Here is a 16,467-nt window from a genome sequence, read left to right on the forward strand (position 1 = left end):
TTACTTTATTTTATACAATCCTGCTCCATGCGGCTGAATAGCCGGCGCAAATACTCCGGAGAATTTACCCATTGCTTTTCCACTCCAGAGGTCTGTAACAGCGCCGGGGCCGGTAATGCCCAGCTGCTTCAGGTTTACGGAAACAGGCGCTTCCTGATCTGCTTTGTTAAAAACAGCCAGGTAACGTGCGCCGGTACCCGGTTCCTCAGCTATCCAGGCAGCTTTATCAGCATCGTTAAAAAGCTGCCGGTTATTGGTGCTGTGGTTTAAAACGGCCAGCACTCCTTTATTGGTTAACAGTGAAGTGGTAAAGGCATCATTGTCCGGCAGGTTGCCGCCAAACATCAGCGGCGATCTGAAGATGCACCACAAGGTCATTAAAGTATATTGTTCAGGACGGGTGAATTTGGTCATACGCGGGTTGCCACGCTCTGCCCGTATGCCTATGCGTCCTAAAGGCAGCATATCGCCATCAGGCCAGGCGCCTGCTGCCCGCCATTTATTCCAGCGCTCAAACACTTCAAAGTGTTCCTTTAGCGGCTCCCAGCTGTCCCAGAAATCGTTCACGGTGCGCCACATATTGGCATGCTGCTGTACGTGCTCCGCATGCGCTATGGGTGTTTCTCCCGGCGAGGTGCTTAACACGATCTTTCTCCCTGTACGGTCTATGGCCTTACGGATCATTTCTATTTCTTCCGCAAAATAAATGGGCGCCGACAGATCATCTACCTTCACAAAATCAAGTCCCCAGGATGCATACATTTCAAAAAGGGCATTATAATATTCCTGCGCCCCGGCCTTTCCAGGCACCACGGTGTACATATCGTGCAGCCAAAGGCACTGGTCTTTATCAGAGTAAATGTCCTGCGCGGTAAGCTGGGTACCTTTAATAGGCAGCTTGCGCTGTACTGCTATTACCGGTATGCCCCGCATAATGTGGATACCGAACTTTAATCCTTTACTATGCAGGTAATCGGCCAGGGGCTTAAAACCCTTGCCGCCGGCTGCGGATGGGAAACGGTTCACTGCCGGCTGAAAACGGCCATATTCGTCTATGTTATACTGCGGGTCTTTCTCATTGTATCCGTGTGATTTATCATTGGCTACGTACCAGCGTATATCTACCACCACATACTCCCATCCGTATTTCTTCAGGTTTTTAGCCATGTAATCCGCATTGGCTTTTACCTCCGCCTCTGTAACAGTGGGGCCGTAACAATCCCAGCTGTTCCAGCCCATTGGAGGTGTAGCCGCCCAGTCATGAAAGTTGGTGGAAGACTGCGCATAGGCAGCAGCATTGCAGGCTATAAGCAGTATAACGAGTAGTTTTTTCATATATCCGTGGTTCAATGAGTGTTAGATTGACACACAATATAATGTACTTCTCCGGTAATTACCAGCAAAGCAGCACATCTTCATGCTAAAAAGTCCTTATCTTCAGCCCTGATCTTAACCGTACTAAAAAAGCTGACAGCAATGGGTCTTTTAAAAAGTATTTTTTCCAAAAAAGAGGAACCTATAAGATCTTATGAGGATTTCTGGAACTGGTTCCGGAAAAATGAAAAGACATTTTTTAAGGTGGTGAAGGAAAGAGGGGATATTGAAAAGGTATTTTTTGATAGGCTGTCGTCCAGGCTGGGTGAGCTGAAAGAAGGCTTTTACTTTTTAACAGGTATGCTGGATGATAATACCGTGGACCTGGTGATCACCGCGGAAGGAGCTATTAAACATATTGTTTTCGTGGAGGAGCTGATACAATCGGCGCCCGATATTCCGGGCTGGAAGTTCACTGCATTTAAACCGGCGTCAGACATCCGTAACAGCAACCTTAAAATGGCCGGCCACCTGTTTAACAGTGATACCATGCGTTTTTATGCGAACGAAATTGCGGAGTACCCCGATGAAATAGATATTGTGATCACACATGACGAGCTGAATGACGAAAATAAACAAACCATCATTAACGGCATCTATATTTACCTGGATACCTACCTGGGTGAGCTGAACTTTGCCACCACTATTGATAATTTAAAAGTGATCCGGAACCATGAAGCACAGCAGGAATGGATCCCTATTGAAAAGCTGAAGGATTTCCTGATCTGGCGGCAGAAAGAGTTCATAGAAAAATATGAAGGCACCCGGCACGATACGGAAAACGACAACTACGCCATGCTGGAAGCAAAGCTGAAGAACGGCAATATGCTGCTGGCAGTCATCAACACCGACCTGCTGGAATGGGATAGTAAAGCCTCCCACCCCTGGATCTTAAACATTGAAATAAAATACGGCAGTAAAAATGATGGCGGCATGCCCAATGATGACACCTACCAGCTGCTGAACGAGATTGAAGATGCGATATTAAGCGAGCTGAAAGATTATGAAGGTTACCTGAACATTGGCCGGCAAACCGCCAACAGTGTGAGGGAGATCTTCTTTGCCTGTAAAGATTTCAGGAAACCCTCTAAAGTAGTGTATGACATTAAAGACAGGTATGCCTCACAAATTGAAATAGGTTTCACTATTTATAAAGACAAATACTGGCAATCCTTTAACCAGTTCAGGAGCAGCTGAGATCTTTTTTTACGGCAGCTTAGCTACCAGCTTTTCCGGCATCCATTTCAGCGCCGTATAGATCAGCTTCCATTTAAAACCCGGTACAATGGTAAAGCCGCTTCCCGCATTCACCACTGCTGCAGCAATATATGCAGGCTCCAGCATCAAGGGCTCCGGCAGGTTTAGCCCGGCTGTCATTTTACTACGGATATAACCGGCCACAATCACATTTACAATAATGCGGCGGGAGAAAAGATACTGCCGTAAGCCGGCCAGGTATTGGGTAAAAGCCGCTTTGGTGCTGCCGTAAATAAAATTGCTCTTACGCCCTCTTACCCCTGAAAGGGATGACAAGCCTATAATACGCTCCAGCCGCTCATTATCCTTATCCATGGCAATCATGTTCAGGATAGACACCGCGCCTGCATAATGTACCTGCATCATGCGAAAGCTGCCTTCAAAATCAAGCAGGGCCTCTTCATTCTGTTTCAGGTAACCGGCGGCATATACCACAATGTGGGGCTTTTCCGGCAGCTGGCGGTAAAAGCCGGCATGGCTTGCAAAATCGGCCGCATCAAAGTAAAGGATGGTCACCTGCTCTTTTTCCGGCACTTCCTGCTGTACAAAAGCCTGCAGCGCGTCTGTGCTGCGGGAGGCCGCTATTACCCGGTAGCCTTTAGCGGTGTATTGTTTAATGGCCGCTTTGGCTACATCGGAATTGGCGCCCAGCAACAGAACCGTTTTACTTTGCATGCAATAGGTTTAGGGGCATAAAGATAGTGATACATTTTAACCAATTAATACCGCCATTTTCCGCATATATTGCTTTTCGCTGAACCCTTCAGTAGCTTTACCTGTTTAAACAGAACAATGACACGTCTTCTTTCCCGGCTCCTGTTAATAGCAGCCATTACCTTGCAGGGCGCTTACGTAAGCGCACAAACGAATGCCAGTTTCCCTTTGATCCCCTACCCTGCTTCACTGGAAGCCGGTAGCGGAACGTTTTCAATTACGCCGCGCACAACCATCCAGGCAGACGCCGGCTTTGAAAATGCAGTAGCACAGCTGCAGCGCCTCATGAAACAGGCATTGGGCAAACCACTAGCTGCAGCGGCTAAAGGACAGATCGTACTGCGTAAAGATGAAACTATCACCGCTGCGGAAGGATACCGGATCAATGTATCTGCCAGCCAGGTAGTACTATCAGCCCAAACCGGCGCCGGTATGTTCCGTGCAGTGGAAACCCTGCGCCAGCTGTTGCCCCTGGCCGTTGAAAAGAGAACAGCATCCGCGCAGCGCCTGCAGGTACCGGCGCTTACCATTACAGATGAACCCTCCTATGCATGGAGAGGCCTTCACCTGGATGTATCCCGTCACTTTTTCAGCATCCAATACCTGGAAAAGCTAATGGACCTGATGGCGCTGTATAAAATGAACAAGCTGCACCTGCATTTAACAGATGACCAGGGCTGGCACATAGAGATCAAAAAATATCCTGCGCTTACGGAAAAAGGCGCCTGGCGCACATTTGACAAGAACGATTCCGCTTGCATACGCCAGTCGAAAGAGAACCCTGATATGGCTATTGATGCCTCCCACATTATTAAACGGGATGGCAAAACCCTGTACGGCGGTTTTTATACACAGGAGCAGATAAAAGGGCTGGTAAAATATGCGGCTGCACGCTACATTGATATCATTCCTGAAATTGATATGCCGGGCCATATGATGGCCGCTATACATCAGTTCCCGAACCTGTCATGCGAAGGTGGCAGCAAATGGGGCGAGCTGTTCTCCACCCCCATCTGCCCCTGTAACGAAGGCACCTATGAATTTGCAGAAAATGTTTTTTCAGAGATCATTGCCTTATTCCCTTCAGAATATATTCACCTGGGAGCAGATGAGGTAGACCGTAAAACCTGGGCAAAAAGCCCGGCCTGTACTGCGCTGATGGAAAAAGAAGGATTAAAGAACACAGCCGAGCTGCAAAGCTATTTTGTAAAACGCATGGAACGTTTCTTCCAGTCCAAAGCCAGAAAGCTCATAGGCTGGGATGAGATCCTGGAAGGTGGCATCAGCGCCACAGCCAATGTAATGTACTGGCGCAGCTGGGTGCCGGACGCCCCTGTTATAGCGGCCCGCAACGGCAACCATGTTATTATGAGCCCCGGTAACCCGCTGTATTTTGATAACCAGCCCGACGCTAATTCACTTTCCAATATTTATAAGTTTAAGGTAGTACCTGAAAAGCTCACTGCGGAACAGGCATCATTCATCATTGGCGCACAAGCCAACCTGTGGTCGGAACAGGTGCCTTCTGAGCACCGTGCAGATTATTTATATTTTCCCCGCATGCTTGCCTTAGCAGAAAGGGTATGGAGTAAAAACCTTGACTATGCTGCCTTTCAGCAACGCCTGCCTGCCCATTTCAAACGGCTGGAAACGTTAAAGGTGCATTACCGCCTGCCGGACCTTAGCGGTTTTACAGCACAGAATGTATTTGTAGACCAGGCCGTGCTGGATATTAAAAAGCCGCTGCCCGACCTTACTTTGCATTACACTACAGATGGCAGCCTGCCGCAGTTCTCCTCCCCCGCACTAAATAAACCGCTGATAATTACCAAACCGCTTACCATTAAGCTGGCAGCGTTTAGCCCCGGCCGTACCCGTGGCGATATTTATACGCTGCAATATAAAAAAGAGGCTTACCAGGCCGCCGTACAAACCTTTGCCTCTGTAAAGGAAGGGCTGCAATGCGCTTACTATAAAAAATATTATTTAAATACCGGCGGCATGAAAACGTCAGAACCCGACAGCCAGTTTGTGGCAAAGGACCTGGTTGTGCCTGCCTCCGTGAATGCACCTAGCTTTGGTTTGAAGTACACGGGCTTTATTGATGTACCGGAAACAGGCGTATACAGCTTTTATTTCCTGTGTGATGATGGCGGCGTATTAACCATTGGCGATAAGGAAGTAGTAAATAACGACGGACAGCATGCACCCATTGAAAAATCGGGGCAGGTGGCATTGCAGAAAGGGCTGCACCCCTTTACGCTTGATTTTATTGAAGGCGGCGGCGGATTTTCGCTGGGCCTGAAATACAGTGTAGGCAATAGCCCTGTGGCAGAGGTACCGGACAGCTTTTTTAAACATTAAGCAAATAAAAAAGGAGCTGCAGTACGCAGCTCCTTTTTAAATATCATCGGATCAGCGGATCCTTTATTAAAGTTTACTCCACTGGCAGATCCACCGTCTTTACTTTTATCACCAGCTTTTTAACAATGGTTTCCCCGGGCACCTGTATGGTGGGGCGGTGCGCATCGTGCGGAAAAAGCATATAAATGGTATCCGGCTGGGCCGTGTAATATTTTGCAGCGCTGGTATCAATACCGGCAAAGGGGTTTGCGGGTGTAACAGTTACCGGCGCCACGCCGATCATTTCCTTTCCTTTTATGATGTACTGGATGTCGGTATAATCTTTATGAAATTCCCATTTGGTTTGCTCAAAGGCGCGCAAGGGGCCCGCGGTAATGGATGCAAATACAATGTTGCTGTCAATCGGGTATTTGCCGGGGGCCATCTCCTGCAGGTTGTTTTCCTTTATAAAATGGAAAGCTTTTTTCCAGCGCAGGGAATCGGTATGATACTGGCGGTAAAAGGTTCTGTAATTAAACCCGGTGAACATTTGCTGTGGTATGCCATCTGCCCAGGTTCTGCTTTTATACCACTGCAGCTCCTTACTGCCCGATGTTTTGCGCATAACAGAGCAGGCGCCCAGCAGCAGTACTGCGAGTATGATCGTGGAAAGTTGTATGCTGTTTTTCATCAGGAGTAAGATACTATTTTATGCTTACGTATAAAATAATTGCCATGCGCTGTTCTTCCGGATGACTTTGGATACTGGTATTTTCCCCTATTGATGGAACTAAAGCCTTAAATTTAAATGCATTGCTTATATTTATAACAGTTTGGTTGGTTACGATGAATAGCCTGGAATAGAATAATATCGGGCATTTAATTGATGCCGCACCCGCATTAACATTCAGCATTTAAACTTTACCTGTGACTATAACGGTGATGGAAAAAAGCTATCCTTTTCTTAAAGGAGGTGGCGAGATGGGCAGGTTAACACGCAGCTATGACTGGTCAATAACCCCCGTGGGTACCCCGGACCAGTGGCCGCAAAGCCTGCGTACAATTATTGGGGTTATCCTTTCTTCTAAATTCCCTATGTTCTTATGGTGGGGAGAAACCCTGTTACAATTTTACAATGATGCGTACCGTCCCAGCCTGGGTAATAATGGCAAACACCCCACTGCGCTTGGGCAAAAGGGGGCAGATTGCTGGCCGGAAATATGGCCGGTCATCAAACCCCTTATAGACCAGGTACTGGCTGGCGGTGAAGCTACCTGGAGCGAAGACCAGCTTATTCCTATTTACCGGAACGGCAAGCTGGAGGATGTATACTGGACATTTAGCTATAGCCCGGTGTGTGATGAAGCCGGCGAAACAGGCGGTGTGCTGGTAACCTGCACAGAAACTACAGATAAAATAATAAACCTGCAGCAGCTGGCCGAAAGTAAAGCCCTGCTGGAACTGGCAGTGGACGCTACCGAACTGGGTACCTGGGATCTGAACCCGGTTACGAATAAATATACGGCCAACGCCCGGCTCAAAGAATGGCTGGGACTGCAACCCGGTGAGGAAATTCCCTCATCGCTGGTAATAGATGTAATAGCCCGGCAGGACCAGCAGCGGGTAACAGATGCTATTAATTATGCCCTGCAATTTGAATCCGGCGGCTATTATGATATTGAATACACCATCATTACCCCTGCAACGCAAAAAGACCGCATAGTGAGGGCAAGGGGACTCGCACGATTTGGGGAGGATAAAAAAGCTTATCGCTTTAACGGCACCTTACAGGATATTACTGAACAGGAGCAACAAAAGAAGGCGATAAAAGAGGTGGAAGCTAACCTGCGCGGCGCTATAGAGCTGGCAGAATTAGGCACCTGGGCCTGGGATGCCAAAACGGATAAGATCACCTGCTCTGACCGCATGCAAAGCTGGTTTGGCTTTCCAACGCAAACCACCACCCTGGAAGAAAAATTAAAGGCCATTGATGAAGATGACCGGCTGGGCGCAGCCCGTACTTTTGAAAACGCGCTGAACCCTGCATCCGGCGGCAGGTACAATAGTGAATACACCATCAGTAACCTGGCGGACGGAAAAAAACGTATCCTCCATTTAAACGGCCAAACTACTTTTGATGAAACCGGGAAACCGGTAAGCCTGAACGGAACCGCCCGGGATATTACCATTCAGCGCCGGCTGCAGCTGGCGCTGGAAAATGAAGTACGGCAACAAACAGAAGAACTGGCAACCGCCAATGAAGAGCTGCTGGCCACTAATGAAGAACTGGAGGACGCCAATACCAGGCTGCTGCATTCCAATGAGGAGCTGGAACAGTATGCCTATGTAGCCAGTCATGATCTGCAGGAGCCGCTCCGTAAGATCCGCATCTTCACTGATGTATTGAAAAAGCAACAAAACCTGACCACTGAGACCAGCATTTTAATAGAAAAGATCCATGGCTCTGCCGAGCGTATGAGCATGCTCATAAGAGACCTGCTTGAATTTTCCCATCTTTTAAAAGATGACATTTTAATGCAGCCGGTAAATTTAAATGAAACGGTTGCCGCAGTGATCGGGGATTTTGAATTAAAAATTAAAGAGAAACAGGCAGTGATCGAAGTGGCAAACTTACCGGAGATAGAGGCCATCGGGTTTCAGATGAACCAGCTGTTTAATAATTTGATCAGCAATGCGCTAAAATTCACCGCGCCTGGTGTTATACCGCAGATCACCATCCGCTCAAGCCTTATTGCGCTTGAAGATGTATCAAGATACATTACCAGGCCATTTATAGGTACCGCTTATTATCGCTTTATCCTTACAGATAACGGGATAGGCTTTGAGGAAGAGTATGCGGAGCAGGTATTTGAAATTTTCAAACGCTTACATGGCAGGAATATATATCCCGGCTCCGGTATTGGCTTAGCGCTTTGCCGCCGCATTGTTGCTAATCATAACGGGTATCTGTTTGCAGATTCCAAGCTGGGCAAAGGCACTTCTTTCCATATTATTTTGCCCGGCAAGCAATATGATTTTTAATTTAGCGCCTTATACCCAGATCTTAAAGAGATTGAATGTGAAGAAACTTTTCCGGAAAATATTCCGCAAACCCGTAATATGGCTGGCAGACAGGTTATCATCCCATCCCAAACAGGCTGCTGTTTTCAGCTCACTCAGCCAGCTGCTCCAGGAGCTGCTGAAAGGAAAAACCAACCGCGGTGTCACTTTTTCGTGCCTGCCGGAAAACACGCGTTTCATCATCTTCTCTGATCAGCACAAAGGCGGCAGGGATGCGGCCGATGATTTTGCAGCTGCTGAAAGCAATTATATGACCGCCTTAAGCTGGTATTACAGTAATGACTATACGTTCATAAACCTGGGCGATTGTGAGGAGCTGTGGGAAAGCAAGCCCGCCACTGTAATTGAAAAAAACCGGCTCACCTTACTGGAAGAAGCAAAGTTCCTGCAGCAAACCCGCTATTACCGCATTTTCGGGAATCATGACCTGGAATGGAACTACCTGATACCCCGCCAGCAGTTCCTTAAACCCATCTTTGGCGAAAAGCTGAAAGTGTATGAAGGGCTGGTGCTGCAAATACCCTATAATAACCAAACCTACTCCTTCCTGTTAACCCACGGCCACCAGGGCGACCAGCGGAGCGATGGCAATGCCTTTTCCAAATGGTTTGTAGCCGCCATCTGGACGCCCATTCAGCGTTTCCTGGACATTCATCCGGATACCATTTCCGACTCATTTGACCTGGCAGACCGCCACAATGTGGTGATGTATGAATGGACCCTGCAGTATAAAAACACGTTCCTGATTTCCGGGCACACGCATAAACCGGTTTTTGCCTCCCTTGACCATATAGACCGGCTCACCAAACAGCTGGAAAAAGCAAAGCAGGCCGGCAACACAGCCCTCATGAATACCCTGCAGGCCGCACTGGAAAAGCGCCGTGCAGAATATGCCGGCAAACAATTTGTAAAAACCATGGCGCAGCCCACCTATTTTAATACCGGCTGCTGCTGTTTTAGTGATGGGGATATTACCGGCATTGAAATAGCGGAAGGTTTTATCCGCCTTATTAAATGGGAAGAAGGTGAGCGGAAAGTGCTGGAAGAATCGCCTTTGTATTATTTGTTTGATCAGTTACCCCGGCAGTGAGCTTAAATTTATTTTCTGCCATACCCAACCTTCCGGCTACACGCTGCTGTCTATACCTACATGATCAATGCAACCGGCGAAAACTTTGCCCAGGACCCGTATACCCAGGAGGTTAAAAAAGTTGTTAACTCGTGGTTTTCAAAAACCATTGACGGCATTCACTTTTCCCATCAGCCTATTTATGGCTACCGTACCAAATATGCGGCTACCAGCAATATTGCCCGGTATATGGTTACCCGCTCCATTCTAAATGCGCTGGGACGTTTTTCCTTTTCCAGCTTTATTGATGTGGGAGGCGCTGAAGGTTATACCGCTAACCTGGTAAGGACCTTGTTTAAAGTGGATGTACGCTCAACAGACCTGTCGGACTATGCCTGCAGAATGGCCAGCGAAATATTCAATATAAACGCGGCCTGCTGCGACATTCACCACCTGCCCTTTGAAGACCGGGCATTTGATGCAGTGCTTTGCAGCGAGACCATTGAGCATGTAACGGATTATAAAATGGCGGTACAGGAATTACTGAGAATTACCAATAAGGTATTGGTGATAACGGTTCCGCACGACCCTCCTGCCCTGGTGGCGGAAAACATCCGGCTTAAAAGAACCCATGAGCATATCCATTGCTTTGATATACATACCCTCGATTATTTAAAGCAGCAGGGTTATACCGTAGAATACCAGAAAACCCTATGTCCCCTGCTGGTGGTGCCGCGTGTAGTGGCGGAGGGACACGCCAAGCCAAATACTAAATGGACCTTTAAAATATATAACCACTTAACGCCGCTTTTCAGAAAGCTGTGGGGCATCCGTACCGCCAACCGGCTAACCAATATGGATATACGCCTGGCAAAGCTTACCGGCTTATATGGCGGCATTACCTTCATTATAAAAAGAAAAGATACTGCGGAAAAAATGAAGCCCCATACCTTCCGGTCGCAGGACTTTACCGGCATCAAAGTACCGTTCTACAAGCCGGCTAACTAAAGATCTGCGGTCTTATTCAGCCGGTCTATCTGCTTATCCAGCTCCAGTGCGGCGCTGATCAAAGCCAGGTGTGTAAAGGCCTGCGGGAAGTTGCCCAGGTGCTCGCCTTTTTTACTGATCTGTTCAGAGAACAGTCCCAGGTGGTTGGCGTAACCCAGCATTTTTTCAAAGTTCTCTATAGCTTCATCCAGCCGTTTTGATTTTGCCAAACATTCAACGTACCAGAATGAGCACATGTTAAAAGTGCCTTCCTTGCCGGTAAGCCCGTCAAATCCATCAATATCATTATCGTAGCGGTATATCAGCACATCCAGCCTTAGCTTGTTGTTAATGGCTTCCATGGTCGCTTTCCAGCGGGGCTCCTCCGGGGTAATAAAGTGCACCAGCGGCATTAGCAGCACGCTGGCATCTATGGTATCGCCGGCCTTACCGTTTGTTTTATGCTGCACCCAGGCCTGCTGCTCCTCGTTCCAGAAGTTGTGGTAAATGTCGTTGTAAATCTCATCCCTTACTGATTCCCACTTTTGCACGGGGAAGGGAAATGACCGGTCGCGGCCTATCTTAATGGCCCGGTCCATGGCCACCCACAGCATTAAGCGGGAATTCAGGAAGTGTTTTTTCTTTTGCCGGATCTCCCAGATGCCGTGATCTGCTTTTTCCCAGTTGTCGATCACATAGTTCACCTCTCTTTCAATCAGCTCCCATAGCTCATGTGTTACCGGTTCGTAAAATTTGTTGTAGATGTAAATGGTATCCAGCAATTCGCCGTGTATATCCAGCTGCAGCTGTTTATTTGCATCATTGCCAATCCTTACCGGGTGGGATTGTTTGTAGCCCTGCAGGTGCGCAAATTCAATTTCATCCACGTCCGTACCGCCATCTACCCGGTAAATCAAATGCATGTCGTTCTCTTTGGCATGTTTAACGATCCAGTCCAGGAAGGCCTTACCTTCTTTATGAAATCCCAGCTTTAAAAATGCATACATGCTAAAGGCCGCATCCCGGATCCAGGTATAGCGGTAATCCCAGTTACGCAGCCCGCCTATTTCTTCCGGCAGCCCAAAGGTAGCAGCTGCAATTACGGAACCATGCTCTATGCAGGTCAGTAATTTCAACGTTATGGCTGATCGCATTACAATGCTTTCCCAGCCTCCTTTGTAGGTTGACTGGCGGGTCCAGGAACGCCAGTAGCGGATGGTTTCAAAGTAGGTATGGTTCACAAAAAATTCCAGGTCTGAAAGGTATTTCTCCTCCCCTTTCCTTACAGACTCCATTACAAAGTGAGCGGTTTTGGATTCTTTCAGCGTAAAATTGGCGTAGGCATCCTCTTTCCGCATCTTCAGCTTCACGTTGGCGGATAAACGAACGGTAAGCCCTTCCAATGCCTGCTCCGTACAATCAAACAGAATGCTGTTGCCGTCCCCTGCGGCGGTATGTGTGGATCTGCCATAATTCAAACGGGGCTGAAAGTGCATATTGAAATCAATATTCCCTCTTATAGCAGTAACCTTTCTTACAATTACGTTGTAGCTGTTGCAGGTATCCGGCATCACCGGCATGTAGTCCGTGATCTCAGCAATGCCGGTATCAGAAAAGAAGCGGGTTATCAGTACTGCTGTAAAGGGAATGTACAGCTGCTTGGTTGCTACATCCTTCATTTTTGGGGTAATGGTAAATGCGCCGCCTGCCTTGGGGTCAAGCAGTGAAGCAAACACAGAGGGAGAATCGAACCTGGGGGCGCAAAGAAAATCAATACACCCGGTTAAAGATACCAGGGCTGCTGTGCGCATATTACCAATAATTCCATGATGCTCTATAGATTCAAATGCTGTTTTTCTGTTCATATAGTAGCGTATCTTATTTCATTTTATTAAATTAGGAAAGTATTACCAAATGCCCATTTAATAATTGAAAAATGAAGAAGCTTGAAAATAAGGTTGCCCTCATAACCGGCGCTGATGCCGGCATTGGCCGGGCTATTGCATTGGCCTATGCGGCGGAAGGCGCAAAGGTGGTTATCATCTACCATTCGGATGAGCCCGCAGCAGCACAGCTTGCTGATCAAATAAAAAAGGAAGGCGGTAAGGCCATTTATTTTAAGCTGGACGTTGCAGATGAAGCAGCCGTAAAGGAAGTTTTCAGCAAGGTAAATGAGCAGTTTGGAACGGTGGACCTGCTGGTGAATAATGCTGCGGTTAATGGCAGCAAAACACCGGTCAAGGATATGCCTACGCATGTTTTTGATACCTGTATCAAAACAAACCTGTACGGTCCCTTTTATTGCAGCAGGGCATTTTTAAACCAACCGGGCCTGAAGGATGGGAATATAATATTCATCAGCTCTATTCATGAAGAGATTAATACGGCCGGCAATGCAGAATACAATGCCTCCAAGGCAGCGATCAAAAATTTCAGCAGAAGCCTGGCCCTGGAAGTGGCTGACAAGGGCATCCGCGTAAATAACATTGCCCCCGGCATGATCCTCACGGATATGAATAAGGAAGCCATGGAAAATGAGCAGGTGCGCAAAGAAAAAGAACAGCACATTCCAGCAAAGCGGGCCGGCAAACCGGAAGACATCAGCGGCATTGCCGTTTTCCTGGCATCTGCTGAAAGTGACTACGTGACCGGAGCCACCTTTGTGGTGGATGGCGGGCTTAGTATCAACATTGGCCAGGGCGCCTGACAAAAGCGTTTAGGGGACCCAGTTATCGGCGCCCCCTAAAATATTTTTGATGGTGTATTGTTCCGCTTCCTTTTTAGTTAATTGTTTTGACCAGGCTACGCGGTCCGTTACGGCTGCCCCGGGGCCTGTATTCTCATACTCCGCATAAAAGGCTGTTTTGTCTTTGTCCGGGAACATGGCATCTCCCTTCCAGGGGTCCCAGCCCTGGGGCGTAATATGGCTGCCCAGTTCACAATGAATAAAAACCGTTCTGGCATAAGGCCGCCAGGGACGGCCCAGGAAAACCTTTTTAGCAGCGGTATCTGCCACCAGCTTACAATTAAGGAACACAAATCCAAATGTATGCCCCTGCCGTGTAGACGCGGCCGTTATATAAGAGTTCACCAGGCTTTTAATAGTACAATCCCGGAACACGGCAGTGGCTTCTCCAAAAATAAAATCCGTGGTGCCTTCAATATAACAGTCCTGGAAGTATTGCCGGCAGCTTTCCTTAGCGGCATATAAGGTATCCTGGTTACCCAGCAGCCTGCAGTTCTTTATCACGGCACGGTCGCCCTCTATATGCAGGGCTACGGCCTGGCCTACACGGCCGGCGGTATTTTGTATGGTCAGGTTTTCTGCGCTGAAATCATTGCCCTGCACCAGCACCGTGTAAGAAGTGTAGGTCACGTACTTGTCCCTGCCACTGGGATCTTTACCGGGAAAAGGCTTGCCACTGTAATCGTTGTTGCTTATAATAGTGCCTTCCTTACTTTCACCTACCAGGGAAATATTTGTTTTCCAGGACGGGATCACCAGCTTCTCATTATAGGTGCCGTTCTTAATAAAGATCTTCACCTGCAGCCGCGACAGGTCCCGCACAGAGTTAACGGCTTCCTGGATGGTTTTAAAATCGCCGCTGCCATCCTGCGCAACGGTTATGCTGGTTGGCGGAATGGTGTTTTGCGCTGTTAAGGTAACAGCAGCCATCATGAACCACAATAAAAAAAACGCTCTTTGCATTCGCATAATCAAAAGGTCTGTTATTAATATTTTGGTACGGGCAGCTGCCCGCTGCTCAGCATCGTTGCGTCGCATTACGTTCATCCGCATCGCTTTGGGCAGCAGGCATCAGTAACCGGGATTTTGCTCCAGGCGGCCCTGGTATGCATCCAGGGTGGCCTGGTCAAAAGGGTAGAGCTCACTTTTACCGGAAACAAAGAACCGCGCCAGGCCTTCCCATAAGGCCAGGTTATCAATGGCGTTGGTTACCGTCAGGTGCTGCGCCCAATCTGCCCGGGTCCATCCTGTAAGCGGGTCCGGCGCCTGCGTGGGCTGGTACCAGGGAACCGCTGCAGCATCGGTGCTGCCTGGCACATAATACTGGATCTCCTCACCATTATTCTTCCAGTAAATGTATCGCGGCACAAAACTATATACCCCGGTACGGTCGCGGATCTGCTGGATCTTTGTCCTGGTTTCCGCCAGCTTGGTGGCCAGCAGGTTCCAGCGAAGCAGGTCAAATTTACGGATACCTTCATGCCCAAACTCAAGATAACGCTCATTTACAATAGCATTAAAAAATTCCTGTTTGGTCACCGGGGTGGTGCCCATCTTACTTTCATTACCCTTGTAGGCACGTCTGCGCACTTCCTCAAAAGCGGCAATAGCAGCAGCGGTGGGGCTGCCGTTAAGCTCATTCTCCGCTTCTGCAAACATTAACAGCACATCTGCAAACCGGATCAGCACCCAGTTATATCCTACGTTTAAAACATTACCCGGCAATAAGGGCACCCGCCAGTCGCGGCGGTATTTGCCTGTATTTAATTCACCCAGGCGACGCTGTGATTTTACATTGGATGAAGAAGTCACCTGGTACGATGTAATGGTTACATCACGGCGGGTATCTACTGAATCAAAAGCGTAAAAATAATTCGGCAGCATTACAATGCCGCCGCCACCGGCCCCGTAGCGCGATGCTGCATTTAAATTCGGCCCGTCATAGTTACCCATGCGGCTGTCGCTGTTGCCATTGCCGCCGCCGGCCCCTACTTCAAACAGCACTTCGCCCTGCGGGTCGTATTTAAAAGCGGTTACATTTTTCCAGATGTCTTTGAAATCGGGATTCAGCGTATGTTCGCCGCGGTGCTGCATTAGTTCGGCACATTCATCCCGGGCAATGGTGTAATATTTCAGGTAATCGCTCTTTCTTTCCATTTGCCCGTTGCGGCGCAGCGCATAACCGCCACGGTACAACGCTATTCTGGCGCGTAAGGCCATGGCAGCGCCTTTGGTTATCCGCTCATTACGCGCTACTTCCGTACGCCAGGGCAGCAGATCTTTGGCCGTGGCCAGGTCGGCCAGCAGCTTATCGTAGGTGGAATCCCTGTCGGCCCGGCCAATGAACAGGCTGGCCTGCTCATAAGAAGGGATCATGGGCGCCGGCACATCGCCCCAGTTACGGATCAGCTCCTGGTAAAACTGGGCCCTCAGTGTCAGGGCTTCTGCATACAAGCGGCGCAATTCTTTTTTCTGGTCATCTGTGCCATTGGTATATAATTGCATTAATGGAATTTGCTCAATGCAAAGATTGGCTTTTTCCACACCCCGGTACAGCTGCCGGAAAGGGTTGGATATTTCTGCATTGGTAAGCAGCAGCTGGTAGCGGCCCACTCCTCTGCGGCCGTTATCAATATTGCCGCTTACAATACCTTCATCTGAATCATAGGGGTAATACATGCTAATGCGTATGCCATAGCCGGCATCGCCCTGCAGCTCATCATACACGCCAATTACAGCGGAGGTGGCGTTGGACACGTCTGAAAAGACCTCCTGTATATTGTATTGGGAGCGGGGCTCTACTTCTGTCCATTTTTTACAGGCCTGCATGGTAAATAAAGCTGCAAGCATAATAATGATACTGCTTAAGCGCCTGTAGGATATATGTTTCATGGGA

12 protein-coding genes are annotated in these 16,467 nt (G+C 48.4%); 6 read left to right on the forward strand and 6 right to left on the reverse strand.

Features of this window, described 5'->3' with window-relative positions; genetic code table 11:
* Positions 1-1,335, reverse strand: a complete 1,335-nt coding sequence (locus tag BMZ54_RS27540) for a glycoside hydrolase family 27 protein (protein WP_089919614.1) — start codon at positions 1,333-1,335, stop codon at positions 1-3.
* Between the two features lie 141 nt (positions 1,336-1,476).
* Here BMZ54_RS27540 and BMZ54_RS27545 point away from each other — a divergent pair, with 141 nt between their 5' ends.
* Complete coding sequence (locus BMZ54_RS27545) at positions 1,477-2,571, forward strand: DUF695 domain-containing protein (protein WP_089919616.1); 1,095 nt, start codon at positions 1,477-1,479, stop codon at positions 2,569-2,571.
* 9 nt (positions 2,572-2,580) lie between these two features.
* Here BMZ54_RS27545 and BMZ54_RS27550 read toward each other — a convergent pair whose 3' ends face one another.
* A complete protein-coding gene (locus BMZ54_RS27550; RefSeq protein ID WP_089919617.1) occupies positions 2,581-3,306 on the reverse strand; it encodes an SDR family NAD(P)-dependent oxidoreductase in 726 nt (241 codons plus the stop codon).
* 117 nt (positions 3,307-3,423) lie between these two features.
* Here BMZ54_RS27550 and BMZ54_RS27555 point away from each other — a divergent pair, with 117 nt between their 5' ends.
* The gene (locus tag BMZ54_RS27555) at positions 3,424-5,709 is read left to right on the forward strand and encodes a family 20 glycosylhydrolase (protein WP_089919618.1); all 2,286 of its coding nucleotides are present in this window, start codon (positions 3,424-3,426) and stop codon (positions 5,707-5,709) included.
* 73 nt (positions 5,710-5,782) lie between these two features.
* Here the strand turns inward: BMZ54_RS27555 and BMZ54_RS27560 are convergent, their stop codons facing one another.
* The gene (locus BMZ54_RS27560; RefSeq protein ID WP_089919620.1) at positions 5,783-6,379 is read right to left on the reverse strand and encodes a NanQ anomerase/TabA/YiaL family protein; all 597 of its coding nucleotides are present in this window, start codon (positions 6,377-6,379) and stop codon (positions 5,783-5,785) included.
* A gap of 236 nt (positions 6,380-6,615) precedes the next feature.
* Between BMZ54_RS27560 and BMZ54_RS27570 the strand changes: the two genes are divergently transcribed.
* Genes BMZ54_RS27570 through BMZ54_RS27580 form a run of 3 tightly spaced genes read left to right on the forward strand, consistent with a single transcriptional unit; the run spans position 6,616 to position 10,846 of the window.
* Positions 6,616-8,730, forward strand: coding sequence for a PAS domain-containing sensor histidine kinase (locus tag BMZ54_RS27570; RefSeq protein ID WP_143081162.1), 2,115 nt, complete (start codon positions 6,616-6,618; stop codon positions 8,728-8,730).
* A gap of 37 nt (positions 8,731-8,767) precedes the next feature.
* Complete coding sequence (locus tag BMZ54_RS27575) at positions 8,768-9,859, forward strand: metallophosphoesterase (protein ID WP_238386703.1); 1,092 nt, start codon at positions 8,768-8,770, stop codon at positions 9,857-9,859.
* A gap of 60 nt (positions 9,860-9,919) precedes the next feature.
* Positions 9,920-10,846, forward strand: coding sequence for a class I SAM-dependent methyltransferase (locus BMZ54_RS27580; RefSeq protein ID WP_089919628.1), 927 nt, complete (start codon positions 9,920-9,922; stop codon positions 10,844-10,846).
* Here BMZ54_RS27580 and BMZ54_RS27585 read toward each other — a convergent pair.
* Complete coding sequence (locus BMZ54_RS27585; protein WP_089919629.1) at positions 10,843-12,690, reverse strand: glycoside hydrolase family 15 protein; 1,848 nt, start codon at positions 12,688-12,690, stop codon at positions 10,843-10,845. The genes BMZ54_RS27580 and BMZ54_RS27585 overlap by 4 nt on opposite strands.
* A 71-nt stretch (positions 12,691-12,761) precedes the next feature.
* Here BMZ54_RS27585 and BMZ54_RS27590 point away from each other — a divergent pair, with 71 nt between their 5' ends.
* Entirely contained in the window at positions 12,762-13,532 is a 771-nt protein-coding gene (locus tag BMZ54_RS27590) for an SDR family NAD(P)-dependent oxidoreductase (RefSeq protein WP_089919631.1), read from the forward strand.
* A 9-nt stretch (positions 13,533-13,541) separates the two neighbouring features.
* On the opposite strand, the gene BMZ54_RS27595 is transcribed toward BMZ54_RS27590, so the two are convergent.
* Positions 13,542-14,618 (reverse strand): pectinesterase family protein, encoded by a 1,077-nt coding sequence (locus BMZ54_RS27595; RefSeq protein WP_238386704.1) that lies wholly within the window; start codon positions 14,616-14,618, stop codon positions 13,542-13,544.
* Positions 14,619-14,642: 24 nt separating this feature from the next.
* Positions 14,643-16,463: a RagB/SusD family nutrient uptake outer membrane protein gene (locus tag BMZ54_RS27600; protein WP_089919632.1), complete on the reverse strand. Its 1,821-nt coding sequence runs from the start codon at positions 16,461-16,463 to the stop codon at positions 14,643-14,645.
* Between the last annotated feature and the right edge of the window lie 4 nt (positions 16,464-16,467).

The sequence above is a fragment of the Chitinophaga rupis genome (genome assembly GCF_900109685.1).
GTDB lineage: Bacteria > Bacteroidota > Bacteroidia > Chitinophagales > Chitinophagaceae > Chitinophaga > Chitinophaga rupis.